Origin of the sequence: Microcystis ichthyoblabe FBCC-A1114 (genome assembly GCF_050500245.1) — a bacterium.
Taxonomy (GTDB): domain Bacteria; phylum Cyanobacteriota; class Cyanobacteriia; order Cyanobacteriales; family Microcystaceae; genus Microcystis; species Microcystis ichthyoblabe_A.
The window spans coordinates 1025250-1049377 of sequence record NZ_CP191408.1; the positions used below are offsets into that span (position 1 = coordinate 1025250).

The window sequence follows — 24128 nt, forward strand, 5'->3', positions numbered from 1 at the left end:
ATCCTTGAGGTATCCCCCCAAAATCCTCAAATCAAATCGTTATGAACGATGCTGACCTAGATACCAATTCTCCTTTATTGCAAACCCTTCAGACATTACCTGTCCAACAACAACAAGAAATTCTCGATTTTTTGGAATCTATAGTCAATCAACACCATCAAACCCAAATAACCCAAACAGGTAGAATTGCAGGATTATATCAAGGTCAAGGCTGGATCAGCGATGACTTTAACGAACCCCTAACCGATGAACTCTTGCCGCCAACTTAACCCATGCAACTTTTATTAGATACCCATAGCTTTATTTGGTGGTCAATTAACTCATAAAAACTATCACTAACCGGGCAAGATTTGTTATTTGATCGAAATAATCGCTTGTTTTTAATCGTTGCTAGTGTCTGGGAAATGCAAATAAAACTGCAACTGGGAAAATTACAACTTAACCCATCTTTACAGGAATTAATTAAAAATCAAATAACCATTAATAATCTAGAAATACTTTCTATTGATCTAGCTCATATCTGGACACTAGCAACCCTTATCCACTATCATAAAGACCCCTTTGATCGACTTTTAATATCCCAATCAATAACCGAAATTATGCCTATTCTGAGCATTGATGAGATATTTGACCTTTACCCCGTTCAAAGAATTTGGTAAATTTCCCAAAATGTTAGGCGATCGCTCACCTCGCAGCTAGGTCAAGCAACACCCCCACCCAACGTCAAAGGCAGACAACAGAAGGATACACATCCCAAAAAAACAACTGTGTCAAAAGCTACAATTTAATAAATCTTTACATTCCTCTCCCTAGCTTAGCGATTCACAGAGCAAGGATTCTCAGGTGTTTTCCCCTGTTTTACTGCTTCTCAGACGAACTATTTTTTTTCCGTGAGGGATTGTGGCGCAGTGTGTCGGATTCGCCTTTGCCTTCTCTCTTGACTGATCCTCAACTCGATCGCAAACTAAATTAAACAGGATTACCTCGCACCAGCCAGATGATAGAAATAATTGAATATGGCTAAATTACCAGAGGAAACCCTAACTAGCATTTTTGATCTACTGCGTCAACTGGCAGAGCAGATAGAATCAGAAGAATTAAGCCTAAACAGTAGCTCTCTTTCATTGTAGGCAAAAGGGGAAAGGTTTAAGAAAAAATTATCATCTTCCCCTTGCCAGACTTCTGCAAGCAGTCTATTAATTACGGGCTGCTGAAAAAGTTTTTCGTGGGGTGTGGGGTGTGGGGTGTAGGGTTTTACCGATTTTGAGGGGGTCAATTACCTAATTTTCAGGGAAAAAGTCCAGGAATTTTACCCCCGATCACTCCCAGATATGGTACTTTTTGATTGACAAAAAGTCTAAAAGTCTTACCCAACAAGGTTTTTAGATTTATTCAGCAAACCCTAATTACTATTTTCTTCAGGAGGAGAAGGTGATAAAACAGGAGGAGCAATAGGTTCAATTTTATCCTCATTAACCGGGGGATTAATCACCTCTGGAACAGGAGAAGGAGAAGGCGAAGGCGAAGGCGAAGGCGAAGGCGAAGGCGAAGGAAGGGGAGAAACTTGAGGACTCGGATCTGTTTCAGGAAGAGGAACAGGAATAGGAATTACTTCTTCTGGGGTGGGACTAGGAGTTAATTCTGGAGTCACTTCTGGACTAGGAATCACCTCTGGGGTAGGAGTCGGGGATGGGGTAGGAGTTGGGGAATAAATGGGAGTCCGTCGGCGAGAAGGTCGTCGGATAGGGGGAAAATCTTGGGAGGGAGGAGGAATGATTTCAGGACTAGGAGAAGGTTCGAGGGTTGGTGATGGTTTGATTTCCTCATTTTTGGGTAAAAGAGCCATAAATCCCCGATATCCCAGGGCAAAAGCTCCAATTGTCACCGCAAAAATCAGCAAAATCCGCAGCCAAGGATTCTTTTTTTCCCCGGAATTGGGTTGAATAACCACAGTGGGGGAGACGGTTGGTTTTTGGGGTGTAGAGGACTTTAATCGGGGACTATGGGGAGAAACCGCGATAGTTGGTTGGGTGGACAAATCCGGGGATATTTCTGCCAAAGCTGCCAACATTTCCCTAGCAGTAGCAAATCGATCCCGGGGATGAAAACGGATCGCTTGATCGATTACCATAGCTAAATTAGGATTAACATTTTCTGCCTCCTGTCGCCAGAGAATTTCCCCCGTGCGCGAGTCAGTTTCTAGATATTGGGGAGTTTTTCCCGTTAATAAAAAAATCGCCGTTAAGCCTAGGCTGTAAAGGTCACTAGAAAAGACCGGTCTCCCGGCAGCCTGTTCCGAAGCCATATAACCGGGGGTGCCAAGGGCGATCGAATAGGCACTTTTTCCCGTAGGATCGAGTAAGGTGGCGACTGCTTCTTTCATTACCCCAAAATCGATTAAAACGGGCAAATTATCACTATTTCTTAAGATAATATTATCGGGTTTCACATCCCGGTGAATAATGCGGCGACTGTGAATAAAATCAAGAACAGGCAGTAAATTCTCCAAAATCGTCCGCACTGCTGAGGAAGATAAATTTCCCTGTCGTTGCTGTTTTTGGGTTAGCGTCTCCCCTTCAATCCACTCCTGCACCAGATAGAAGTGATTATCTTGGGCAAAATAACCGTATAAACGGGGTATTTGGCGATTTTGTTCCCCCAATTCCTCTAAAACGCTTGCTTCTTTCTGAAAACGTTCTTTTAACCATTCTGGCATCTCCTCACTTTGAATAGCCGGCTGCAATTTTTTAATCACACAGCGCCGTTGAGAAGGCATATTCGTATCGATAGCGATATAAGTTTCCCCAAATCCCCCCCTAGCAAGGGTGCTAACAATTTGGTAGCGATTGTTTAAAAGCACTAGATTCATTACCCTGAGAGTGCAAGCGTGGTCATAAATTGTTCCTAGACTAACATTCTTTCGTTAAGGAAAAAGTCAAGGGAAAAACTAGAGTCAAGTCTAAGGAATCCAGCGACGGATTTTCGTCCACAAAGGTGCATTATCTTGACTACTCATCTCCTGAAAACCTTGATAACAATCGTAGGCGCGATTAAGATGGGCAGTGATTTCTGTCGCATTGGGATGGGAATTGCGATCGGGATGCCAATAACACAAGAGAGTTTTATAATTGTTCTCAATCCGGCTAGTCGTGGTAAAAGGAGTAATCCCCAAAACTCGCCACCAAACGGGATTAGCCGACTCTATAATCATCACGGCCAAGGAACGGGGCGAAGGATAGAGAATTTGGGCGATTAATGACCAATCTGACCCATAACACCGCCGATAAACCGCTTTAACCCGCTCTTTTCCCAACTGTTCACAAGCTTGTAAATGCCATTGACGAAAATCCCTCCGCATCTGCTGATGAGTTCGCAAATCTCGCTGGGCAAATCTGCCCTCAGCTAGTTTATTAGCCCCGATAGTGTTAAAGTTACCATTAGCGATCGCTTTTAGATCCCAGTAGAGATGATAAAAAGGATCTTGACCCAAGGCGAGACTTTCCAGAATTTCCTTAGCGTAACCTCTAGCTGGATTTAATCGCAATAATTCCCGTAATTCCCGACAAAACTGCTCATTTTCGGGCATACCACGCCATTGCCAATAATTAACATCCGGTTTTGCCAGAGACTGCCTATATATACTACGCCAAACTTGCGGAACAGTACAAGCGATCGGGGTAGCCAAGGGAGTAGCCAGGGGACAAAATTGACCCTTTAAAGAGCTTTCAGGAGCATCTTCTAGTAAACAGGCAAGATGATAGGCGGGATGACTACGGGGCTTTTTTTGGGGGCTAATAAACCAAAAAGCCGTTAAAATAAGAATTAGGTACAAGAGTAGAGAAAGAATTTGCTCCGCCATCGCCACTTTTAGTTAGTCTGCTCAGTTACCTCAAGAATTATAATTGGTGCTATGGTCGCTGAAAAGTTCTTTGTATCTCGGCTGATTGTCAGAAATCTACAAAATTGGGTGATATGCCGAAAGTTTCCATATATTCTTACTCTAAGGATTGTTGTTGGCAAATTTTCTTTATAGTTAATAGTTAGCTTGCCATCTTTACGCTCAAAAATCGGAGTTCATAGACTTATATAGTCTCCAGAGTAAAATTAACCAAAGGGTGATTTCATGAAATTGCTAATAAAAATACTAAAAAACTTTCGGAAATTATTCAAGTCAGAAGTTACTTCTCAAGAGTTAAATATCAGAGAAGGTTTGGAGTACCTAAAAGAAACCTCTGAATCCGCCAATAAAACATGGGAATTGTTTCAATATTTTCGTAGTGAAATTCAACATGAACATAGCTTATTAATGGGTCGTGTAACTTGGTATATTACTTGCCAATCTTTTTTACTTACTGTATATGCTATTACTTACAGCAATAGCAAAGGACCAAACTGGTTTTCTAATCTTTTGCTACCGAGCCTAGCAATTATTGTATCTTTTTTGTCTTATTTTATGATTCAGGGTGCTACAAAAACTATTGATATGTGGGGGAAATTACGTTTAAAATTAGTTAGTGAGAATTCAAAATTAGACCCTGTTCTTATTCCTCGATGGCGTTCAAATGCTCCTAAAGATGACCCTATTCATTTGAGAGCACTTTGGTTTCCTCAGTTTATTTCAATTCTTTTTGTAGTCATTTGGGTGCTGATTGCATATTTTTCTTGGAGGTTTCCTTGGCTATAACTACCAGCGATCGCCGCTATGGTAGATATGGTAAAGTGCGTTCCTTAATGCGAGTCCTACCGCTACAGCGATCGATTTTGGGGAACACACCATGGTCATTGATTCAAGTAAATGATAATAAGCTAAAAACGTCTAGGCACAGGGACGGACGGGAGTGCGATCGGATATAGACAAATATGGGGGCATTTTACCTTACTTTTTGGAGCCGTGATCTGTGGGCAATATGACATGATTAATAGAAGAAACAGGGAGTAAAGAGTATGGCTACCTATCAAGATGTTCGCCGGCAAGTGGAGAATCTCACCCCAGACGAGCAACTTCGCTTGTTAAAAGAGTTAGCTGTAATGGTACGTCGCCCTATGCTTGTTAAGCCCAAGCATAGCATTATGGAACTAGAAGGACTAGGAAAAGAAATCTGGAATGGACTTGATGCTCAAGAGTACGTTAATCAGGAACGAGCCTCATGGAATGGCTAATGCAACTACAAGGTCAAGTTGTGGGTTTGGATACCGCGCCACTCATTTACCTGATCGAGCAAAATCAGGTATATTTAGGGCTTGTTCGTGCCTTTTTTGGGGCGCTAAGTCGAGGCGAGTTTCAAGTTGTTACCTCTACGTTGACGCTGACGGAAGTTTTGGTGCATCCATTACGCTCAGGCAATGTAGAACTTGCCTGCCAGTATCGTGATATTCTTCTCGATCAAGAAAACTTAATTACAGTACCTATTTCTGTTGAGATTGCCGAAGTTGCCGCCCAGTTAAGAGCAAGACAAAACTTGCGAACTCCAGACGCAATCCAGATTGCCACTGCTATGGGAGAAGGTGCTATGTTTTTCTTGACCAATGATGCCCGTTTAGCTGCTGTCCCAGATTTAAAAGTTTTGGTTTTGGATGCTCTGTAACAGTACGCCAATCTGGTAGAGTTCGTTCCTTGAACATTGATTAAAGTAAATGATAATAATCTAAAAACGTCTAGGCACAGCGACGGACGGGAGTGCGATCGCTTATGATGGGGTTGTAAATTTTTGTTACGAAGTGCAGATATGGTAGGGTGCGTTCCCTAATGCGAGTCCTACCGCTGCAGCGATCGATTTTCAGGAACCCCAACATCCTCACCTATTACCATGAAAGGGTATAATAAGTTTACTTAAGGTCATCAAAGAGGTAACAAAACCTTAATGGAAAGTCGTATCCATATCCATCCAGATATTTGTAATGGAAGACCTGTTATAGCTGGAACCCGAATTCCGGTGCAAACAGTTATGGAATTTTTAGGATCAGGGGATTCTATTGAAGAAGTAATTGAAGAATATCCTTCTCTGAATCGAGAAGATATTTATGCCTGTATGCAATTTGCAGCAAGATTGATGGCGAATCACTATGAAGTCAGAAAAATTGCATGAATGGTTTTTTCTTTGATGAAAATTTACCAGCTAAAATCCTGTTCACTCCATCTTTACCGATCATTTTTAGGGAGAAGTCCAAGGGATACGGAAATTTGGCAATATGCAAAGGATAAAAAACTGGTTATTGTTACGAAAGATACAGACTTTTTCGATCAACTAATGCTTAATTTTTTTGCACCCAAAGTAGTACATCTCCGTTTTGGCAATATACGAAAACGAGAATTTCATCAGTTTTTAGCTCGTATTTGGCCAGAAGTTGAAGCTTTGGTTATTGAACATAAATTAGTTAATGTCTATTTAGATAGAATTGAAGCATTTAGATAATTTTTCCTAACATTCATTGCGATATCGCTAAGGTGGGTAATGCCTGCCTTACTCTAGGGAAAGTCCAGTAATAATATCTTCTGGGGGAATCCCAGCTTGAATTAAAGTGGTTGTTAATCCTTCTTCAAGATTATCATCTTCAATGACAATTTTATTTTTCAATAAACGAGCGTGAAATAAAATTGTATTAATCCATGCTTCTTTTTCCCAACCAGTCATAATTATTAAAAAGTTGCCTGATTCTGGATCACAAACTGGGGTAATTTTAAGGGTTTGTAATCGAGGTTGCATCGCCGACTCTTTTCTGATAACTTGAGTCAGAATATCGGCATAATTTACTGTGTTATCCATTCGCAAATTATCTCCTTTTGAGGATTATAAATAATTAAATTGATTCTATTACGTTTAATAACCAGTTGGAAAATAGCTTTTTTGAAGTGTTTTAAATAAACCGCTTGACTAATGCCCAAAAAAAGTTTTCTTTCAGGTTCTTGTGAATCTAAAGCCCATTGGTATAATTGAAGTTGTCCTATTGTTTTTTCTAATTCACTGATAACTGAAGGCGTATCAAAGTCTTTGATTTCTACGGCAATTTTACGTTCTTCTTTTTCCGCAGCAAAAAACTTTTCTGCTCCTAAATCAGCTTTAAGCAAGGTTTTTTCTAAGGTTAGAATTAAAGGATCATCAGTGATTTTCCAACCTTCTTTTTCTAAAGTATGACGTAATGATAAATGTAGATCGTCTCGTCTGGACATCCTTATAAACCCTGCTTAAGAGGTTCGGTTTCTATTCTACTACAGTTCGCCCTAATTCGGATTTATTATGACCGAAAAAGCGGTAAGGTGGGCAATGCTCACCCTACTATTTCTATTTTCGCTTGGTCAGGCTAGAGACTAACCCTAATCCTCCTAATCCTAACAAGGCAACAACGGAACTCAGTGCAGATATGGTAGGGTGTGTTCCTTAAACATTGATTCAAGCAAATGATAATAATCTAAAAACGTCTAGGCACAGCGACGGACGGGAGTGCGAGTGCCGTCGAATAATTGTAAATTTTTGTTACGAAGTGCAGTCAGATTGAAGAATTAGTGATATGGTCGCTGAAAAGTTCTTTGTATCTCAGCTGATTGTCAGTAATCCACAAAACGGGGTGATATGCCGAAAGTTTCCCCATATCCTTACTCTGGTTATTCGGAAAGTTTCTGTATAATCAATGGTTAGCTGGGCTCGTAATATCACGATGTATCTGATTAGGAGCGATATTATGCGACTTAGTGAAAACTTTTTACAGCCAGCATTGTCAGATGATTTTTACTGGCTCAACGAGCCGACGCATTATCGTTTGGGTAATGGCTTGGAAATTTCTACAGATGAAAAAACTGATTTTTGGCAAAACACACACTATGGTTTTCAAAGAGACGATGGGCATTGCTTATTGATGCGACAAGTTGGCGATTTTTCCCTAATGACCCAAGTAGAATTTCAGCCTCGGGAAAAATATGATCAATGTGGCCTAATGGTGCGGATTAACAGTCAGAATTGGATAAAAGTTTCCACGGAATATGAAAGCGAACAAGCTAGTCGGCTTGGTTCTGTGGTGACCAATTTGGGATATTCTGATTGGGCAACGCAAGACATTTCTTCACGATACCGCGAAATGTGGTATCGCATCAGTAAACGGGGGAGCGATTTTCTGCTAGAGAATTCTTATGATGGGCAGGCTTGGCTGCAAATGCGGATCACACACTTACACAAGATAGCCGACGATTGCCAAATCGGAGTGTATGCCTGCAGCCCGATAGGCAAAGCGTTTCGCTGTTGTTTCAAAACCTTGGAAATCTCAGACAATCAGTGGCTGGTAATACCAGAAGCCAGCTAATAACTGTATGCACCTGACTGGCACTTATGCGCCTTAACGCCTGGCTTGTTATGGTTCACGGCTTGTCTGTCTTATGCTAGAGTTTCATAATTACCCAAAGCTAATGAGGCAAAAAATAATGACGGACAAAAATAAGCCAGAAGAATTTCAAGAAGCAATGATTTCAGTGGGAGTGGGTACAGCGATTGGAGCTAGTGCATCGGCAGTAGTTGGCGGTATGGGACTTGCTGTAGGAGGAACTGCTCTAGGAGTCGGTATGGCTCCAGTAGCAGCAGCAGGAGCAGTGGTCGGCACAGCAGTTTACGGAACCAAAAAAGCAATAGAAGAACAAGACGCAACGGCAATTGGAGCAGCGGCAATTGGTGCGGGTGCTGGAGCCGGCATATCAGCATTGGTTGGGGGTATGGGATTAGCAGTAGGAGGGACGGCAGTTGCAGTGACGATGGCTCCCGTAGCGGCAGTAGGAGCAGTAATTGGTTTGGCTGGGTATGGGATCTCTAAATTATTCACTGAGTAAGTAATGGCTAAACGGAAAAGACATTCCCCCAATGCTGCTCAAAAATTAGTAAGAGGAGCAATTCGGGACTTTATTAATCAGGTTAATGGCATAGTTATTGAGCCGGAGATAAATACTCCTGTAAAGGGGACAGAGGCTTGGTATCGGGACAAACTGGCTAGAGAATTAGGAGGAAAAACCGAGGTTTACATTGATAAGGTAGGTAGAATAGATGTCTTAACTAATACGGAAATAATTGAAGTTAAAAATACAAAAGGCTGGAAATCAGCGATCGGGCAAATCAAGAGTTATGGACAGTATTATCCCAAGCATAAAATGAGAGTTCACCTATTTGGGAAATTGACTGAGAGTAAACTAGAAACTATTCAGAGAGTATGTAACCTAGAAGGTATAACTCTAACTTGGGAATAGTATGATCGCCGATTTAGTAAGATTCGTTCCCTGATGCGAGTCCTACCGCTGCAGCGATCGATTTTGGGGAACACACCATGGTCATTGATTCAAGTCAATGATTATAAGCTAAGTAGCTGGTTATAATTAAATTAAAAATGGATTTTAGGTTCGATCCCCCCTGCCCCCCTTGATAAGGGGGGTGTCTGACAACTTTTAACGCCTACCTACTTAAAAACCTCTAGGCACAGCGACGGACGGGAGTGCGATCGGATATAGACAAATATGGGGGCATTTTACCTTACTTTTTGGAGCCGTGATCTGTGGGCAATATGACATGATTAATGGAAGAAACAGGGAGTAAAGAGCATGACTACCTATCAAGATGTTCGCCGGCAAGTTGAGAATCTCACCCCAGACGAGCAACTTCGCTTATCAAAAGAGTTAGCTGTTACCTCTACGTTGACGCTGACGGAAGTTTTGGTGCATCCATTACGCTCAGGCAATGTAGAACTTGCCGGCCAGTATCGTGATATTCTTCTCGATCAAGAAAACTTAATTAGGGTTTGCTGTATAGTTCCCCAGAGAGAATCTAGGAGCCACACAGTTGGCAAAATGGTAGTTTCGTCCCTTAGTTTCTCAATTTTATCTGGCGTTCGCTCATAAAAGTGCCAGGGTTTTGAGTCCCTCCGATCGATTTCTCAACGTTTGTTTCTGGCACTTTTTTGGCTGAAAAAGTAACAAAACCCTTTTCTGGTAAGGCTTTCACTGATATTCAGCCAGCCCTAATTTAGGTTAACTACTCCCCCACAAGCCCGCTTTTAAGTACATATATTCTACCTTTTTGTGATTGCTCGTCAGCCGCGCTCGATCGATGTTATTATCACTATCTCTCTAGGCTTTCTATATTTTTCTCTCTCGGTGGGATGTTTTTCTGTATGCTGGTAATGGTTTCCTTTTTTTATCCGCATATCTCCCCCCCCTATGGTCGATAGTCTTCCCCTACGCAATTTAAAATATTATTGTGAAAGATTCGCATCTTTGAATGTTAATGTTAGTAAAAAAAGAGGTAATGCTCAATATAAACCAATTTTACTTTTATCAGTTATCGATCTAATTTCACAGGGATTAATCACGGAGAATAAAATTTTTGTTTCGGATGAATTAATTAATACATTTAATAGATACTGGAATGTTTTATCGTCTCAATACGAGGGGGGGTTGTATTATCCATTTTTTCACTTACAAAGCGAAGGATTCTGGTATTTAAGATTAAAGCCAGATTTTAATGGGCTACAGCCAAAGTCAATGAAAAAACTCAAATTAGCTGTAGAATATGCCTCATTAGATGAGGATTTATATAATTTGCTTCAAGACCAAAATTATCGTCAAGAATTAATAGACACTTTAATATCAGTATGGTTTTTATCATCTCAAAAAGAAATTAGTGAAATATTGACTATTAACACTAACTTGCAGGATGTAAGTACGGAAGAATTATCAATATTCGATAATGTAGAACAGGAGAAAAAATTCTACCTACGAAAATCTTTAATAAGAAGTGCTTTTTTTCGTAAAGCAGTCGTTTATATATATAATTATCAATGCTCTTTTTGTGGTCTTAAAGTAAACCACTCCTTGACACAAAGTATTGTCGATGGCGCACATATCAAACCTTTTGCTAAATTCTATAATAACCAGATAAACAATGGTTTATCTCTGTGTAAAAATCATCATTGGGCATTTGATCAAGGATTATTCACAATTGATAATCAATACAAAATTATTATCACAGAAGATTTTGAAGAAGTTTCACCGAACGCAAAGTCTATAAAAGATTTTCATGGTGAGAATCTTATACTGCCTGATAATCACGAATATCTGCCTAATCTTGAATCCGTAAAATGGCATAGAGATAATATATTTAAAGGTTAAATTTATGAGAAATAATGTTATTTTTGGCGAGCAAACACAGATAAATATTTTTCCTTCTAGAACTGTTGATGACTTTGTTATAGACGTTGAAATAATTACAAAAGAAATTCAAAGTTTATATCTTTCTAACAGTATTCCATTTGTTATAGGTTACTCAGGAGGAAAAGATAGTAGTGCTGTTGTTCAGTTAATTTGGAATGCAATCAGCAAACTTTCCATCGAGGAGCGTCATAAAAAAATTTATGTAATGACTACAGATACTCAAGTTGAAAATCCTCTTGTATCTACTTGGGTTAAACAATCTTTAGCCAGAATGAAAAATGAAGCTAAAATGCAGCAGATGCCTGTAGAACCTTATTTATTACGCCCAGAAATAAAAGATACTTTTTGGACTTGTTTAATTGGTAAAGGCTATCCTGCACCTCGTCATGGATTTCGTTGGTGTACTGAAAGACTAAAGATAACACCAACAAATCATTTTATTCGTCAGCAAATTCGAGAAAATGGCGAAGTTATTCTTATGCTCGGTACAAGAAAGGCTGAGAGTAATAAACGTGCTTCAACAATGAATAAATATGAAATTAATAGCTTTCAAGAACAACTTAATCTTAAGGAGAATATTAGTAAACCATTGCGCTATAGTGGTAGCCTTCCCAATGCAATTATTTATAGCCCTTTAGAAGATTGGCGTACTGATGAAGTATGGATGTACTTGATGCAGTGGGAAAATCCCTGGGGAGGAGACAACAAAGAATTATTAGCAATGTATCGAGGAGCGACTGCGGATAATGAATGTCCCCTCGTGGTAGATACCTCCACTCCTAGCTGTGGGGATTCGCGCTTTGGTTGTTGGGTGTGTACGTTGGTAAATAAAGATAAATCCATGGAGGCAATGATACAGAATGACCAAGAAAAAGAATGGTTACAACCACTTTTAGACCTTCGCAACGAATTAGATATAGAAGATGACCGACCAAAACGGGATTTTCGCCGTATCTTTGGGAAAGTACAATTATTTGAAAGAAACTTAAATGGAGAAATATCGATCGAACCGATACCCGGCCCTTATACTAAAAAATGGCGGGAATATTGGCTGAGAAGGGTATTAGAGGCCCAGGAGAGCGTGCGTACTAATGCGCCAGAGGATATGAAAGATATTACCCTAATTACCACGGAGGAACTCAGCGAAATTCGCCGGATTTGGAGGGAAGAAAAGCACGAATTTGATGACCAATTACCGAAGATTTATAAACAAGTGACTGGAGAAACTTTTCAAGATCCGCGACCGGGAGCGGATAATAATCTTTTGGGGAGTGAAGAATGGGATATCCTCGCGGATATCTGTGCCGAGGATTCCATGCACCTAGAATTATTGGCTAAACTTATCGATACAGAACGTCAATATTTTCTAAAAATCTCTCGCAAGGGTATTTACAAAGACCTAGAAAAATGCTTTGAGTCTAGTTCTCGTAGTAAAGAGGAAGCGATCGAAAATGCTCGTTATGTCTATGATCTAAAGAATGCCGCTCAAAGTGGCAATATTGCTCAGGTGAAAGAACAACTCAAGGAGAGTTTTAGTGAACCGGAAAAAGACCCACAAAAACAGTTAACTTGGGCCAGTATGAAATTCCCTACAACCGATGAGGAGGAGGAATAACGGGTTTATTTTACCCGTAAACTGGCGATCGAGTTGACCATCAATAAAATTACTGTTTCCCGATGACGAGATGAAACCCTACCAAAAAATTCCTATTCGTGAATGTGGGGAACCCCTAGTACCTATACCCGCAGATAAGTTTGTTATCCCTTCTCCCCATGCTTACGAGAAATTAGGAGCTAATTATCGCGGTAAATCTCCCTATTTTTTGCGACAAGGGGTGTTAAATCCCCTGATTGATGCTCAAAACCGTCTGCAAGTCTATCAACCCGGTTGGCAAATTTTGATTTTTGATGCCTATCGACCGGTGGAAGTGCAACAATTTATGGTCGATTATAGTTTTCAGACTCTCCTAGACACAAGAGGATTAGCCAGAGAGAAACTATCGGAGGCAGAAAGTCAAGCGATTTTAACAGAAGTTTATACTATTTGGGCGGTTCCCAGTGATAATGCCGCCACCCCGCCACCCCATAGTACCGGAGCAGCGATCGATATTACCCTAGTGGATGAGAAGGGACAAACCATCGACATGGGGGGAGAAATCGATGAGATCGGAGAGCGATCGCATCCCGATTATTATATCGCCGCAAAAAGCCCGCAAGAACAGAGCTATCATCAAAAACGAGTTTTATTGGCTAAAGTGATGAAGGAGGCGGGATTTAGCCGACATAAGGGGGAATGGTGGCATTTTTCCCTAGGGGATCAGATGTGGGCCTGGTCGCTCGATCGAGCCTACGCTATCTATGGCAGAGTGGAGGATTAGGGAGATAGCTGTTAGGGGTAAACTGAAAGCAGCCGGTCTAGATAAATACTGATATACTAACAAAAGAAGACTCAAAGCTTAGACCGGCTTCTGATCGATGATCGCCAAGATTTGCTCAACAAAAGCTTGGTGATCAACCACTGGTTTAGAAATATAACCATCGGCCTGACTCTGCTTGAGAAAATTCTCTCGATCGCCTTCCATAGCGTGAGCAGTGACGAGAATAACGGGTAAATCGGCGGTTTCGGGGTTAGCTTTGAGAATTTGGCTGATTTTAATGCCATCTACCGCTTTCCCTTCATAGACACTATGGGAGAGGGAGACATCCATTAAGATCACGTCCGCTTTCTTGTCCCGAGCAATACGAAGCACTTCTTCCACGTCTTCAGTCCCTTTGACCTCTAGACCACCTCGTTTAGTCAAAATTTTGGCAAAAACGCGAAAATTTATCGGGTCGTCTTCTACAATCAAAACAGTTGTCATAGGGAAGCTCAGGGATAAACAAGGTTAAAACGGGCAAAATGCCCTATGATTCACAGCTAGACAGATTAAAAACGAGAGACTCATGGCCAAACAACTGGATTTCTTAGCTACTGGTCAAATTATACCCACGGCCTTACACCAAGAGATGGAACGCTCCTATCTAGAATATGCCATGAGTGTGATCGTGGGGCGAGCCTTGCCGGATGTACGCGATGGATTAAAACCAGTCCATCGTCGCATATTATACGCTATGCACGAACTCGGTTTAACCCCCGATCGCCCTTTTCGCAAATGTGCGCGGGTGGTGGGGGATGTCTTGGGTAAATATCATCCCCACGGCGATCAGTCAGTGTACGAGGCACTGGTTCGTATGGTACAGGATTTTTCCAGTCGTTACCCACTTTTATCGGGCCATGGTAACTTTGGTTCGATCGATAACGACCCCCCGGCGGCCATGCGTTATACCGAAACCCGTTTGGCCGGCATCGGTGATCAGGCGGTTTTAGGGGGAATTAGCGATGCTATCGTTAATTTTAGCAGTAATTTTGATAATTCTCAACAGGAACCGGTTGTTTTACCCGCTCAGTTACCGATACTAATTCTTAATGGTTGTTCGGGTATTGCAGTAGGGATGGCGACTAATATCCCTCCCCATAATTTAGGGGAAGTGGTGGAAGGTTTAATCGCTTTGATCGATAATCCCGATTTAAGCGAGGAAAAGTTAGTAGAAATTATCCCCGGTCCCGATTTTCCCACGGGAGGCGAGATTTTAGATGATACCGGCATTCGGGAGGCCTATCGCACCGGTAGGGGGATTATTCCCGTGCGCGGAGTGGCGAAAACTGAAACAATTATCATTGAGGGCAAGCGCCGAAGGGAAAGGACGGCAATTGTGGTTACTGAGTTGCCTTTTCAGGTGAATAAGGCTGCATGGATCGAAAAAATCGCCGAATTAGTCAATTTAGGGAAATTGGAGGGAATTGCCGATATCCGCGATGAAAGCAATCGCGAAGGCATTCGGGTGGTGATTGAATTAAAGCGGGAAAGTCAACCGCAGCAGGTTTTGGCCGCTTTATACCAACAAACGGCGCTGCAGAATAATTTTGGGGCAATTATCCTGGCTTTGGTCGATAATCAACCCCGGCAGTTGTCTTTAAAACAAGTTTTACAGGAATTCTTGCACTTTCGAGAAACGACTCTCACTCGTCAGTATGGCGATGAGTTGCAACAGGCCAGCGATCGCTTACACTTAGTCGAGGGTTTATTATTAGCTTTGCAGAATATCGATCGAGTGGTGGATATTCTCAAAAATGCTCCCGATGGGACGACGGCTAAGTATCGTTTTCAGGCAGAATTGGGCATTAGTGACCCTCAAGCTGATTCTATCTTAGCTATGCCTCTGCGTCGTTTAACCGGTTTGGAAAGACAAAAGTTAGAGACGGAAGCGACGGAATTACAAACAAAAATTCAACAATTGGAAACTCTCCTCCATAACCGTCAGGAGTTTCTCAAGTCTCTGAAAAAAGAATTGCGCTCTTTAAAGAAAAAATTCGCCGATAGCAGACGGACAAAAATTCGCACCGGCAAGTCGGGGGACAGGAGACAGGAGACAGAAGGGAAGAAACAGGATTCTGTGGTGAAAAAACAGGAGACAGTCCCGATGAAAAAATTTTCACCCCCACAGACGAAAGAGGTTTCCTTACCTACACCCCACACCCCACACCCCACACCCTCTTTGAAGGCAGAAGTTAAAAAACAGGAGAATAAAGTTAAGAAAAAGCCTGAGAGTGAGAATGCACCGAGTTTAAGCCTATTTACGCCCCAAGAACCCCCAGAAAATGCGATTTTATTGCTTGATGCCGAAGATAAAATTAGTTGGACGACACCGGAAGAGCGAGCGCCGGACCGGGGTTTAATTATCTATCAACAGGCGATCGAAAAACGGGAAAATTTCCTAGTTATCCTCGATAATGCTAAAGCTTACCCGATTGCTATCCGGGAAGTTCCTCCAAAAGACAATCAACCGGTGTTAATCTCCAGTCTGCTGACCAAAACCGCCCAAAAAGAGTCAGAAGCCGTGTTAAATCAATTTTTCTTGACAGAACCTCAAAAAAATCAAGAATTGCTTTTACTGAGTCAACAGGGGCGAATAAAGCGACTTCCCATCAATGAATTAGAGGGGGTTGGTAGTCGGGGTTTGTCCCTGATGAAATTGAAAGAAGATGATCGCCTATATGGTGCTATTTTTACTCACGAAGGCCTAGACTTAGCGATCGCCACCAGTAGCGGTCGGGTGTTGCGTTATCCCGTGCGCGAGGAATTATTGCCAATTATGGGTAAATCTGCCCAGGGTTTAGCAATTTTGCGATTGCGCTACGGGGAACATCTAGCTGGCTGTGTTTCTCTCCCCCATCGGGAAAATCTGCTGCTGATTTCGGGATTAGGTTACGGAAAAAGACTGGCGATCGAGAATTTACGCCTATCACAATTAGGCGATCTTGGTTCACCTGCTTTACAATTCGTCAACAAACAGGATAGTTTAGCGGCCATGGTAGCGGCGCGGGCGGGGAGTATAGTGTTATTAAGTACCAATCAGAATCGAAAACTACCCTTAGAGGTGGAAACTGTGGCAGTCACGGGTAAAGACGGGACAGGTTCACAATTAGTCAAACTCAACCCCACAGAAAAAATTATCAAAGCACAATTGTTACACCATCTCTAAGTCAATGGCGAAAAAACCGAAAAATGTTGCTCGTAAACACCGAAATTGGCAAAAATGGTTAAAACTAACTCTGGTCGCAGTTTTTGGGTTTATTATACTTAATTTAGCGATTAATTTAGCCATCCGCTGGCCAATTAATCAACAAAAACCCGTTGATGCCATCTTAGTTTTGGGGGGCAGCATTCGTCGGGAAATTTATGTGGCCAATCTGGCCAAGCAATACCCCAATATACCGATTTTAATTTCCCAAGGCTCGAAAGATCCCTGTATTTTATTACTATTTGAACGGGCAAAAGCACCAAAAACTAACGTCTGGTTAGAAAAGTGTGCTAATTCTACCTTCGGCAATTTTTTCTTTGCCGTGCCAATTTTAAAACAATGGGGAGTACATAAAGTAAAAGTTGTCACTTCTCCTACTCATTTACCCCGCGCTAAATGGTTAGCAGAAATTCACTTGCAATCCCACGGTATAGCAGTAGAAATTGATGCAGTCCGAGAAATTGGTATCCCTGGTAATCACGAATCAAAGCTAAAAACTGGTTTAGATGTGACTAGAAGTATAATTTGGGCTTTTGTCGGACAATTAATCTCTCCCCCCTGTTGGCAAGTCATTCCCTTAAATTCCGTTGATTTAGAAGCTTGGCGCGATCAAGGTTTTCAATGTGAATATCAAGGTAAGATCAGCTAAACCATCCTCTCCCAGTTAGTTTTTTAGCGGCTGCATCCCATGTTTGTAAATCCACTAAGTTGGTGTTTTTAAAGGCAAACTCTCTCTTTCCACTTGCCACTTCCCTATACCTTTTAAATAGGATTTAGTATCAGAAACCCTATCGGGAATTTGCGCGGGAATTTGCGATCGCATCTAGAGCCAGATTCAGTTTCAGCACGTTAACCCCCGGTTCGCCGAAGATGCCGAGAAAGCGCTCGTCGGTGTTTTTGATAATCAGTATCTCCACTTGATTCGTCGGTAATCCCCGCACCTGCGCCACCCGCTCGATCTGCGCTCTGGCGGCCTCCGGGGTGATATGGGGATCGAGACTGGAACCGGAGGTATATACCAGAGCTGCGGTGGGTTTGATTCCCGCTTTCTCTAATCGGGGAATCTCCCCCTCTATAGCTTTCGCCGGATCAGGATCGGGTTTTCCTTTAATGCGATCGATCAATACAGGGTTACTGGGAGCTAGGTTACTCGCTCCCGAAATTCCGGTTTGCAAGATCTTGTTAGGATCGTTTTTCGGATCGGCCGTACTGTAGTCGGTGGTGCTCGGACGACTATTAAAATAGCGATCGCTGGTGAAAGGTTGCCCAATTAGAGCCGAACCCACCACTTGACCTTGATTATTGGTAATTAAACTCCCGTTCGCTTGCCAGGGAAAAAGAATTTGACCGATGGCGATCATCGAGAAAGGATAGATCAGCGCAGTGATCACCCAGAGAACTAGGGTAGAACGGATGGCTCTACCGGCATCGCGTGCAAAACTCATGATTAAAACCTCTCCGGTATAAAGATGACAAGGAATAGGTAGATAAATAAAGCAAAAGCGACTAATCCTAAAAGGGTTAATGCGAAGGATTGCCCCCTATCGATAGTGCTTCCCGTAGAAGCTTGAACGATGGAGGAGAAAAGAATTGTTAGACAGAAATTTAAGAAAATATACCAAAAAAATCGGTATTTTCTAAGGGATACTTTCATAAGAATTAGAGTTTTTTGGAGATTTGTTTTTGCCAGTAAATCAAGAAAATAAGTAGGTAGGCGTTAAAAATTATCAGACACCCCCCTTATCAAGGGGGGATTAAGGGGGGATCAACACCCCCCTTATCAAGGGGGGATTAAGGGGGGATCAAAGACAAAATCTATTTTCAATTTAATTATAACCACTTACTTAGCTGTAGTTGTCGATAGGTTGTCTTTTTCCCTTTTTCAATTCATAGTTAAGAATACATTGGCCTACATATCTAGCCAGATTAACAGGGACAGCATTGCCAATCATTTGTTCTAGATTAGATTTTGTTCCAGCAAAAATAAAGTCTTTAGGAAAAGTTTGGATATAGCTTCGCTCGCTCGTTGTTAGCGGTCTTAATTTTTCATTAAGATGACAAGCATCACCGGGATGTTGTCGATAGGTTTTGGGAACTGGTCGATTTACTCCTCGAATAGTAGGGCTAGGTTCATAAATACTGAATATCGCCCTTCTTTGATAGCTTCTAGGATGTCTATAATAGTATTCTATATCTAATTCTTTGCCCATATAGTCAAATACAGTCAGAGGTTGACTTGATAGATTTTCATTAATTTCATCGATTAAAAAATCATCTTCTTCCTTCATTTTACCGATCAGAAAATATCTTTTTCTAGTTTGAGGAACTCCGCATTAACAAGAATTAATAACTTTTTCAGTTAAACCATAACCATGGCTTTTAAAAATTTGTTTTGCTTGAGTGAGTATTTTACTTTTCTCAATTCTATCCACATTTTCCATAACAAACCATTGCGGACTTACTCCAGTTACAATTTCGGCGAATGTGAGCGTTAGATTCGCTCGTCCTAAACCCTCGTCTCTCTTCCCAGCACTGGAAAAGTCTTGACAAGGAGGGCTGCCGACAATAATCTCAGGATTATATTGAGCCAATATTTCTTGGCTAGATTCTCTAGATAAATCGACATTAAATATCGGATGACTAAAGTTATTTCTATAGACATCTATAGCAGGTATCCAATTATCAAATGCGGCCACAATAGTAAACCCCGCTTTCTGGAAACCTAAAGATAAACCACCACAACCAGCGAATAAATCGATTGTGATCATTTTGCTCCCTTCTCTAAATTGACTCTCGAAAGCGTAAAATAAATGGTTCTTCCGAACTTACACTGTAGAAAATTCCCCAAGCTCCCTCTCTGTCCAGCAATGCTCTAAAGTTGATAAATATCAATCTAACAAAAACTCAAAGCCTTGCTGTACAAACTTTACAAGCATGAGTTGTTAATAGTTTTGCATGACAGATTCGGTAGAGCCAAATAAATTATCGGAATCGGGAGCTAGACCGTATAACTCTTGTGTACTTAACTCCGCCGGTTGAATTTTTAAATTTTCATCGAGTTTCAGATATACATTTTTCAGTCCTTTCCCATCCAAGTAAGCGCACAAAGAAGCTGGAAATGAGGAGTTAAATTGATTTTTACCCCATGTTTCTTTTTGGCTAAAATCCCGATTCGAGTGCTTCAATCCGAATAAACTAGGCTTAAATATTGCCGATTTTCCCATTACCTCAACCCGATCGCTGAAATTATCTCATCAATAATCTTAATAGCAATAAACGGCGCAATCATGCCTCCCACGCCGTAGATGAGGATATTGCGCCGCAATAGTTGGTCGGCGGTGAGCGGGCGAAATTGAACGCCTTTAAGTGCCAGGGGAATCAAAACGGGGATAATCAGGGCATTGTAGATCAGGGCCGAGACGATCGCCGATTGAGCGCTTTTCAAACCCATGATATTTAAAGCACCGATCCCGGCAGCGGCGAAAATCGTCGGGATAATGGCGAAATACTTAGCGATATCGTTAGCTACCGAAAACGTGGTCAGGGCGCCGCGGGTAATTAATAACTGTTTGCCGATGGTCACTAAATCGATCAGCTTGGTCGGGTCGGAGTCGAGATCCACCATATTGGCCGCCTCCTTCGCCGCTTGGGTTCCGGAGTTCATCGCCACACCGACATTAGCCTGGGCCAGTGCCGGTGCGTCGTTGGTACCGTCTCCCGTCATAGCAACTAACTTGCCCTTGGCTTGCTCGCGACGGATCACCTCGATCTTATCTTCTGGGGTGGCCTCGGCGATAAAATCATCCACCCCCGCCTCCGCCGCAATCACCGAGGCCGTGATCTGGTTGTCGCCGGTGAGCATGATCGTTCTCACACCCATGCGCCGTAATTGGTCGAAACGCTCTTTTAATCCCGGCTTCACGATGTCCTTGAGATAGATCACCCCGTAGATATCGTTACCCCGACAGACGGCGAGGGGAGTCCCCCCCAAACGGGAAACCCTTTCCTGTGCCTCATCGAGGGTCTCGGGAACGGAACCACCCCTAGAACGGACGAAACCTTTAATCGCGTCTACGGCTCCCTTACGGTATTCCTCCCCGTCCCTATCGGTGCCGCTCATGCGGGTACGAGCGGAGAATGGGATTGCCTCGCCGGGTTGGCCATCGATATCGAGGTTTGCGCCCAAATTCCGGGCTAAAGCAACGATCGAGCGTCCTTCCGGGGTTTCGTCGAAAAGGCTGGCCGCTAGACAGACGCGGGCTAATTCCTCGAGGTTATGACCGTTGACGGGGATAAATTCGTCAGCTAGCCGGTTGCCGAGGGTGATCGTTCCCGTTTTGTCGAGAAGGAGGGTATTTACGTCACCGCAGGCTTCCACCGCACGCCCGGAGGTGGCGATGACGTTAAACTGAGCCACACGATCCATCCCGGCGATACCGATCGCACTCAATAAACCGCCGATCGTCGTGGGAATGAGGGCGACGAGGAGGGAGATCAAGATGGCGATACTGGAACCGGCCCGAAAGGTATCCGCAACCGCAGGACTGAGGCTCGTTTCCAGGAAACCGGCGATATAGTTCCCGATCGACGGAATCGTGGCCACGACAATTAAAAAGACCTGGGTTAACACGGCCAGAAGTACCGTCAGGGCGATCTCGTTGGGGGTTTTCGTGCGCTCGGCCCCTTCCACGAGGGAGATCATGCGATCGATAAAACCCCGGCCGGGATCTTGGGTGATCCGCACTGTCAACTCGTCCGAGAGAAGCCTGGTGCCACTGGTGACGGAACTGGCGATGTCGGTGCCGGGTTGTTTGAGGACGGGGGCCGATTCTCCGGTGATCGCCGATTCATCCACCGAACCGATTCCCTCGATCACTTCCCCGTCGGCGGGAATCACGTCCCCGGCCAGCAGTTTTACCCGATCACCCCGATGCAAGGCCGTGGAACTGACCGACTCGATCGAGCCGTCGGCCAGGATTTTTCTGGCGATCGTGTCGCTGCGGGTGGAGCGTAGGGCATCGGCCTGGGCTTTTCCCCGTCCCTCTGCGATCGCCTCGGCGAAGTTGGCAAACAGCACCGTCAAGAAGAGGATCAGGGTGATGATGCCGTTAAGTAGCCGTTGTTGTCCCCTCTCCCCAGCGATCGTGCCGAATAGATGCGGGTCGATCGTCACCAGGGCCGTGACGATTGTTCCCAACCAGACCACGAATAGGACAGGGTTACGCACGGCGATGCGCGGGTCGAGTTTGAGGAAGGACTGCCGGATCGCGCTTTGATAGAGACCGGTCCGGTTTACCTTGGGGGTATGGCGGCGGTCGTCCCGGCGACCTCTCGGCACTCGCAACGGGCGGGGGGACTTAGAATTTCCTCTGTTCGTTCTCATAAATTATCCAAACTCCTAGCCGATCATCCGGGTGATTTGAAAGGCTTCCGCGATCGGACCCAAGGCCAATATCGGCAAGAAAGTGAGCGCACCGAGAATTAAAATCACCCCCGCCGTCACGCCGGTAAAGAGTCCGGTATCGGTGTGGAGGGTTCCGGTGGTGGCGGCAACTGGTTGTTTGCGGGACATCCCATCGGCTAAGAAGAGCAGGGCGGCGATCGGAATATACCGTCCGGCGAGTAAACTGAAGCAGGCGCTCAGATTCCACCAGAGAGCGGTCATCGTCGGTTTCGCCCCAGCCGCGATCGCAAGTGGTGCGGGCTGGGAATCTCCTAGTCCCTCGAAGCCCGATCCGTTATTGGCGGCGGCGGAAGCGTACTCGTAGATAACTTGAGATAATCCGTGAAAGCCGGGGTTACTGATGCCTTGAAAATCAGGGATAGCAAGGGCGATCGCTCCGGGGATAAGGATGGCGATCGGGTGAACCAGCAGAATTAAAAAACTCGCTAACACCACTTCCCGTTTCTCAATTTTGCGCCCGAGGAATTCCGGGGTTCTTCCCACCATTAGCCCGGTGACGAATACCGCAAGGATCAGATAGGCAAACAGGTAGGCGGTGCCAGTTCCCTGGCCTCCGAAAACGATTTGCAGGAACAGATTCGAGAGGGTGGCGAAGCCGCCGTTCGGCATCAAGGAATCGTGCATGGCGATCACCGCACCGCACATGGTGGCCGTGGTAGTTACTGCGTACAAGGCCGATTGCGCCCAACCGAAGCGTACTTCTTTGCCCTCAAAGTTAACCGCTCGATCGACCCCTAGCAGCGAGTTAATCGCCTGGTTGCCGTTATATTCCCCGATCGCTGTGATGATCGTAAAGCCGATGAATATACCGAGGGGAATTAGATAGATTAATCGAGCTTGCTTGAGATTATCGGCGAAAACCCCGTAGGTATAGATCAGGGAGGTGGGAATCGAGAGAATAGCGACTAATTGCACCAGATTGACGAATCCGTTCGGGTTTTCAAAGGGGTGGGCCGAGTTGCTGGCGAAAAATCCCCCGCCGTTTTCTCCCAATTCCTTAATAATCTCGAAGTGGGCCACTGGACCGCGGGCGATCGCCTGACTGAGGTTGGGGTTTTCTAGCGTCGGCAAGATTGCCGGGCCGGCGAGGGTTTCCGGAACTCCGGCGATGATCAGGGCCATTGCCCCCACGATCGAGATCGGTAAGAGGATACGGGTGATCGCTCGGATCAGATCCACGTAGAAATTGCCCAACGGTCGCCCCGTCAGTCCCCGAATAAAGGCGATCCCCACCGCTAGACCGGTTCCGGCCGAGGTGAACATCTGGTAGCCGAGTCCCCAGATCTGACTCGCGTAGCTGAGGGTGGTTTCTCCGGAATAATGCTGTTGGTTGGTGTTGGTGATAAAGGAAATCGTCGTATGTAGCGTGGTGTCCCAAGTGGGAGCGGGGATCGCCGTCGGGTTGAGGGGAAGGACTTCTTGGCCCGCAATCAGGGAAAAAACCAGAATTGCCATCACCGCGTTACTGTAGAGAACGGCGCGGAGGTACTGCCAGCCGGTCATATTCTCTTTCCCTTTCACCCCGACGAAGCTGTAAAGAAGACTCTCGACTCGATCGCACAGTGGGTCGAGTAGGGTTCTCCGTTCCATGAAAACCCTCGCCATATAGCGCCCGAAAAAGGGGCTGATTGCCACGATTATCAGGATCGTGAGCGCGATTTGAATCCATCCTTGCAACATGGTTCGATCGACTCCGAAAAAAGGCTAGTGGTCATTGAGCTTGTGGAAATGTGGCGGCTCAATCGACGGATTCGACAAGCTCACCGTCCATGGTCGACCGGGAAACTCAGGGGTTCGCTGTCTCGAAACCGCTTGAGAAAACCAAGTTTGTCTAATTATTAGCGATCGTTAACCAGTGGATGATCG

Annotated in this window: 25 protein-coding genes and 2 pseudogenes; 16 read left to right on the top strand and 11 right to left on the bottom strand. The window is 44.0% G+C overall.

Annotated elements, in window-relative coordinates; all coding sequences use genetic code 11:
- The first annotated feature begins 41 nt into the window (after nt 1-41).
- Nucleotides 42-269 (top strand): DUF2281 domain-containing protein, encoded by a 228-nt coding sequence (locus ACQY1Y_RS04975; protein WP_002731731.1) that lies wholly within the window; start codon nt 42-44, stop codon nt 267-269.
- An 81-nt stretch (nt 270-350) separates the two neighbouring features.
- Nucleotides 351-659: a type II toxin-antitoxin system VapC family toxin gene (locus tag ACQY1Y_RS04980; protein WP_002734782.1), complete on the top strand. Its 309-nt coding sequence runs from the start codon at nt 351-353 to the stop codon at nt 657-659.
- 743 nt (nt 660-1402) lie between these two features.
- Here the strand turns inward: ACQY1Y_RS04980 and ACQY1Y_RS04985 are convergent.
- Together ACQY1Y_RS04985 and ACQY1Y_RS04990 are read right to left on the bottom strand one after the other, a co-directional pair.
- Complete coding sequence (locus ACQY1Y_RS04985) at nt 1403-2869, bottom strand: protein kinase domain-containing protein (RefSeq protein ID WP_430014093.1); 1467 nt, start codon at nt 2867-2869, stop codon at nt 1403-1405.
- A gap of 90 nt (nt 2870-2959) precedes the next feature.
- Entirely contained in the window at nt 2960-3859 is a 900-nt protein-coding gene (locus tag ACQY1Y_RS04990) for a J domain-containing protein (protein ID WP_430014094.1), read from the bottom strand.
- Nucleotides 3860-4123: 264 nt separating this feature from the next.
- On the opposite strand from ACQY1Y_RS04990, the gene ACQY1Y_RS04995 reads away from it, so the two are divergent.
- From ACQY1Y_RS04995 to ACQY1Y_RS05015, 5 genes are all read left to right on the top strand, one after another.
- Complete coding sequence (locus tag ACQY1Y_RS04995; RefSeq protein WP_069474518.1) at nt 4124-4684, top strand: hypothetical protein; 561 nt, start codon at nt 4124-4126, stop codon at nt 4682-4684.
- 260 nt (nt 4685-4944) lie between these two features.
- A complete protein-coding gene (locus ACQY1Y_RS05000; protein WP_002732614.1) occupies nt 4945-5160 on the top strand; it encodes a hypothetical protein in 216 nt (71 codons plus the stop codon).
- The gene (locus ACQY1Y_RS05005) at nt 5148-5585 is read left to right on the top strand and encodes a type II toxin-antitoxin system VapC family toxin (RefSeq protein ID WP_004161546.1); all 438 of its coding nucleotides are present in this window, start codon (nt 5148-5150) and stop codon (nt 5583-5585) included. Before ACQY1Y_RS05000 ends, ACQY1Y_RS05005 begins: the two co-directional genes overlap by 13 nt.
- 276 nt (nt 5586-5861) lie before the next feature.
- Nucleotides 5862-6086: a DUF433 domain-containing protein gene (locus ACQY1Y_RS05010; protein WP_287700677.1), complete on the top strand. Its 225-nt coding sequence runs from the start codon at nt 5862-5864 to the stop codon at nt 6084-6086.
- Nucleotides 6087-6413, top strand: a complete 327-nt coding sequence (locus ACQY1Y_RS05015) for a DUF5615 family PIN-like protein (protein ID WP_430014095.1) — start codon at nt 6087-6089, stop codon at nt 6411-6413.
- A 48-nt stretch (nt 6414-6461) separates the two neighbouring features.
- Here ACQY1Y_RS05015 and ACQY1Y_RS05020 read toward each other — a convergent pair whose 3' ends face one another.
- Nucleotides 6462-6764 (bottom strand): element excision factor XisI family protein, encoded by a 303-nt coding sequence (locus tag ACQY1Y_RS05020; RefSeq protein ID WP_002734790.1) that lies wholly within the window; start codon nt 6762-6764, stop codon nt 6462-6464.
- Entirely contained in the window at nt 6749-7168 is a 420-nt protein-coding gene (locus tag ACQY1Y_RS05025) for a XisH family protein (protein ID WP_002732677.1), read from the bottom strand. The genes ACQY1Y_RS05020 and ACQY1Y_RS05025 overlap by 16 nt, the downstream gene beginning before the upstream one ends.
- Before the next feature lie 509 nt (nt 7169-7677).
- Here ACQY1Y_RS05025 and ACQY1Y_RS05030 point away from each other — a divergent pair.
- The 7 genes from ACQY1Y_RS05030 (at nt 7678) to ACQY1Y_RS05060 (ending at nt 13554) form a co-directional block, all read left to right on the top strand.
- Nucleotides 7678-8292, top strand: a complete 615-nt coding sequence (locus ACQY1Y_RS05030; protein WP_430014096.1) for a DUF1349 domain-containing protein — start codon at nt 7678-7680, stop codon at nt 8290-8292.
- 118 nt (nt 8293-8410) lie between these two features.
- On the top strand, nt 8411-8809 hold the full coding sequence (locus ACQY1Y_RS05035; RefSeq protein WP_430014097.1) for a hypothetical protein: 399 nt from the start codon (nt 8411-8413) through the stop codon (nt 8807-8809).
- Between the two features lie 3 nt (nt 8810-8812).
- The gene (locus ACQY1Y_RS05040) at nt 8813-9220 is read left to right on the top strand and encodes a hypothetical protein (protein ID WP_130757902.1); all 408 of its coding nucleotides are present in this window, start codon (nt 8813-8815) and stop codon (nt 9218-9220) included.
- Nucleotides 9221-9568: 348 nt separating this feature from the next.
- Nucleotides 9569-9865 carry a hypothetical protein gene (locus tag ACQY1Y_RS05045; protein WP_430014098.1) on the top strand — a complete coding sequence of 99 codons (297 nt, stop codon included), beginning with the start codon at nt 9569-9571 and terminating at the stop codon, nt 9863-9865.
- Nucleotides 9866-10183: 318 nt separating this feature from the next.
- A complete protein-coding gene (locus tag ACQY1Y_RS05050; protein WP_016514284.1) occupies nt 10184-11134 on the top strand; it encodes an HNH endonuclease in 951 nt (316 codons plus the stop codon).
- A gap of 4 nt (nt 11135-11138) precedes the next feature.
- On the top strand, nt 11139-12791 hold the full coding sequence (gene dndC / locus ACQY1Y_RS05055) for a DNA phosphorothioation system sulfurtransferase DndC (RefSeq protein WP_016514285.1): 1653 nt from the start codon (nt 11139-11141) through the stop codon (nt 12789-12791).
- A 70-nt stretch (nt 12792-12861) separates the two neighbouring features.
- The gene (locus ACQY1Y_RS05060) at nt 12862-13554 is read left to right on the top strand and encodes a M15 family metallopeptidase (protein ID WP_430014099.1); all 693 of its coding nucleotides are present in this window, start codon (nt 12862-12864) and stop codon (nt 13552-13554) included.
- Between the two features lie 78 nt (nt 13555-13632).
- Here ACQY1Y_RS05060 and ACQY1Y_RS05065 read toward each other — a convergent pair whose 3' ends face one another.
- Complete coding sequence (locus tag ACQY1Y_RS05065; protein WP_002744345.1) at nt 13633-14037, bottom strand: response regulator; 405 nt, start codon at nt 14035-14037, stop codon at nt 13633-13635.
- 82 nt (nt 14038-14119) lie between these two features.
- Here ACQY1Y_RS05065 and ACQY1Y_RS05070 point away from each other — a divergent pair, with 82 nt between their 5' ends.
- Both ACQY1Y_RS05070 and ACQY1Y_RS05075 read left to right on the top strand, forming a co-directional pair.
- Nucleotides 14120-16759, top strand: coding sequence for a DNA gyrase/topoisomerase IV subunit A (locus ACQY1Y_RS05070; RefSeq protein ID WP_430014100.1), 2640 nt, complete (start codon nt 14120-14122; stop codon nt 16757-16759).
- A gap of 4 nt (nt 16760-16763) precedes the next feature.
- Nucleotides 16764-17447, top strand: a complete 684-nt coding sequence (locus ACQY1Y_RS05075; RefSeq protein ID WP_002734010.1) for a YdcF family protein — start codon at nt 16764-16766, stop codon at nt 17445-17447.
- A gap of 139 nt (nt 17448-17586) precedes the next feature.
- On the opposite strand, the gene kdpC is transcribed toward ACQY1Y_RS05075, so the two are convergent.
- The 6 genes and pseudogenes from kdpC to kdpA form a co-directional block, all read right to left on the bottom strand.
- The gene (gene kdpC / locus ACQY1Y_RS05080) at nt 17587-18243 is read right to left on the bottom strand and encodes a K(+)-transporting ATPase subunit C (RefSeq protein WP_430014101.1); all 657 of its coding nucleotides are present in this window, start codon (nt 18241-18243) and stop codon (nt 17587-17589) included.
- A gap of 2 nt (nt 18244-18245) precedes the next feature.
- Nucleotides 18246-18452, bottom strand: coding sequence for a potassium-transporting ATPase subunit F (locus ACQY1Y_RS05085; protein ID WP_071590266.1), 207 nt, complete (start codon nt 18450-18452; stop codon nt 18246-18248).
- 190 nt (nt 18453-18642) lie between these two features.
- A pseudogene (locus tag ACQY1Y_RS05090) lies at nt 18643-19566 on the bottom strand (DNA cytosine methyltransferase).
- Nucleotides 19567-19779: 213 nt separating this feature from the next.
- Nucleotides 19780-20022, bottom strand: a pseudogene (locus tag ACQY1Y_RS05095) (HindVP family restriction endonuclease); the annotation flags it as partial.
- On the bottom strand, nt 20022-22181 hold the full coding sequence (gene kdpB, locus ACQY1Y_RS05100) for a potassium-transporting ATPase subunit KdpB (RefSeq protein WP_430014102.1): 2160 nt from the start codon (nt 22179-22181) through the stop codon (nt 20022-20024). The gene kdpB and the pseudogene ACQY1Y_RS05095, both read right to left, overlap by 1 nt.
- Nucleotides 22182-22196: 15 nt before the next feature.
- Nucleotides 22197-23942: a potassium-transporting ATPase subunit KdpA gene (kdpA, locus tag ACQY1Y_RS05105; RefSeq protein ID WP_430014103.1), complete on the bottom strand. Its 1746-nt coding sequence runs from the start codon at nt 23940-23942 to the stop codon at nt 22197-22199.
- Nucleotides 23943-24128 lie beyond the last annotated feature (186 nt).

Coding starts and splice junctions, on each gene's coding strand:
- ACQY1Y_RS05030 (WP_430014096.1), top strand. CDS start 7,678: ATGCGACTTAGTGAAAACTTTTTACAGCCAGCATTGTCAGATGATTTT.
- ACQY1Y_RS05015 (WP_430014095.1), top strand. CDS start 6,087: ATGGTTTTTTCTTTGATGAAAATTTACCAGCTAAAATCCTGTTCACTC.
- ACQY1Y_RS04985 (WP_430014093.1), bottom strand. CDS start 2,869: ATGAATCTAGTGCTTTTAAACAATCGCTACCAAATTGTTAGCACCCTT.
- ACQY1Y_RS05025 (WP_002732677.1), bottom strand. CDS start 7,168: ATGTCCAGACGAGACGATCTACATTTATCATTACGTCATACTTTAGAA.
- ACQY1Y_RS04975 (WP_002731731.1), top strand. CDS start 42: ATGAACGATGCTGACCTAGATACCAATTCTCCTTTATTGCAAACCCTT.
- ACQY1Y_RS05045 (WP_430014098.1), top strand. CDS start 9,569: ATGACTACCTATCAAGATGTTCGCCGGCAAGTTGAGAATCTCACCCCA.
- ACQY1Y_RS05065 (WP_002744345.1), bottom strand. CDS start 14,037: ATGACAACTGTTTTGATTGTAGAAGACGACCCGATAAATTTTCGCGTT.
- ACQY1Y_RS05070 (WP_430014100.1), top strand. CDS start 14,120: ATGGCCAAACAACTGGATTTCTTAGCTACTGGTCAAATTATACCCACG.
- kdpC (WP_430014101.1), bottom strand. CDS start 18,243: ATGAGTTTTGCACGCGATGCCGGTAGAGCCATCCGTTCTACCCTAGTT.
- ACQY1Y_RS05085 (WP_071590266.1), bottom strand. CDS start 18,452: ATGAAAGTATCCCTTAGAAAATACCGATTTTTTTGGTATATTTTCTTA.
- ACQY1Y_RS04990 (WP_430014094.1), bottom strand. CDS start 3,859: ATGGCGGAGCAAATTCTTTCTCTACTCTTGTACCTAATTCTTATTTTA.
- ACQY1Y_RS05075 (WP_002734010.1), top strand. CDS start 16,764: ATGGCGAAAAAACCGAAAAATGTTGCTCGTAAACACCGAAATTGGCAA.
- ACQY1Y_RS05010 (WP_287700677.1), top strand. CDS start 5,862: ATGGAAAGTCGTATCCATATCCATCCAGATATTTGTAATGGAAGACCT.
- ACQY1Y_RS05050 (WP_016514284.1), top strand. CDS start 10,184: ATGGTCGATAGTCTTCCCCTACGCAATTTAAAATATTATTGTGAAAGA.
- ACQY1Y_RS05035 (WP_430014097.1), top strand. CDS start 8,411: ATGACGGACAAAAATAAGCCAGAAGAATTTCAAGAAGCAATGATTTCA.
- ACQY1Y_RS05020 (WP_002734790.1), bottom strand. CDS start 6,764: ATGGATAACACAGTAAATTATGCCGATATTCTGACTCAAGTTATCAGA.
- ACQY1Y_RS05040 (WP_130757902.1), top strand. CDS start 8,813: ATGGCTAAACGGAAAAGACATTCCCCCAATGCTGCTCAAAAATTAGTA.
- ACQY1Y_RS05060 (WP_430014099.1), top strand. CDS start 12,862: ATGAAACCCTACCAAAAAATTCCTATTCGTGAATGTGGGGAACCCCTA.
- ACQY1Y_RS04995 (WP_069474518.1), top strand. CDS start 4,124: ATGAAATTGCTAATAAAAATACTAAAAAACTTTCGGAAATTATTCAAG.
- kdpA (WP_430014103.1), bottom strand. CDS start 23,942: ATGTTGCAAGGATGGATTCAAATCGCGCTCACGATCCTGATAATCGTG.
- ACQY1Y_RS05005 (WP_004161546.1), top strand. CDS start 5,148: ATGGAATGGCTAATGCAACTACAAGGTCAAGTTGTGGGTTTGGATACC.
- kdpB (WP_430014102.1), bottom strand. CDS start 22,181: ATGAGAACGAACAGAGGAAATTCTAAGTCCCCCCGCCCGTTGCGAGTG.
- ACQY1Y_RS05000 (WP_002732614.1), top strand. CDS start 4,945: ATGGCTACCTATCAAGATGTTCGCCGGCAAGTGGAGAATCTCACCCCA.
- dndC (WP_016514285.1), top strand. CDS start 11,139: ATGAGAAATAATGTTATTTTTGGCGAGCAAACACAGATAAATATTTTT.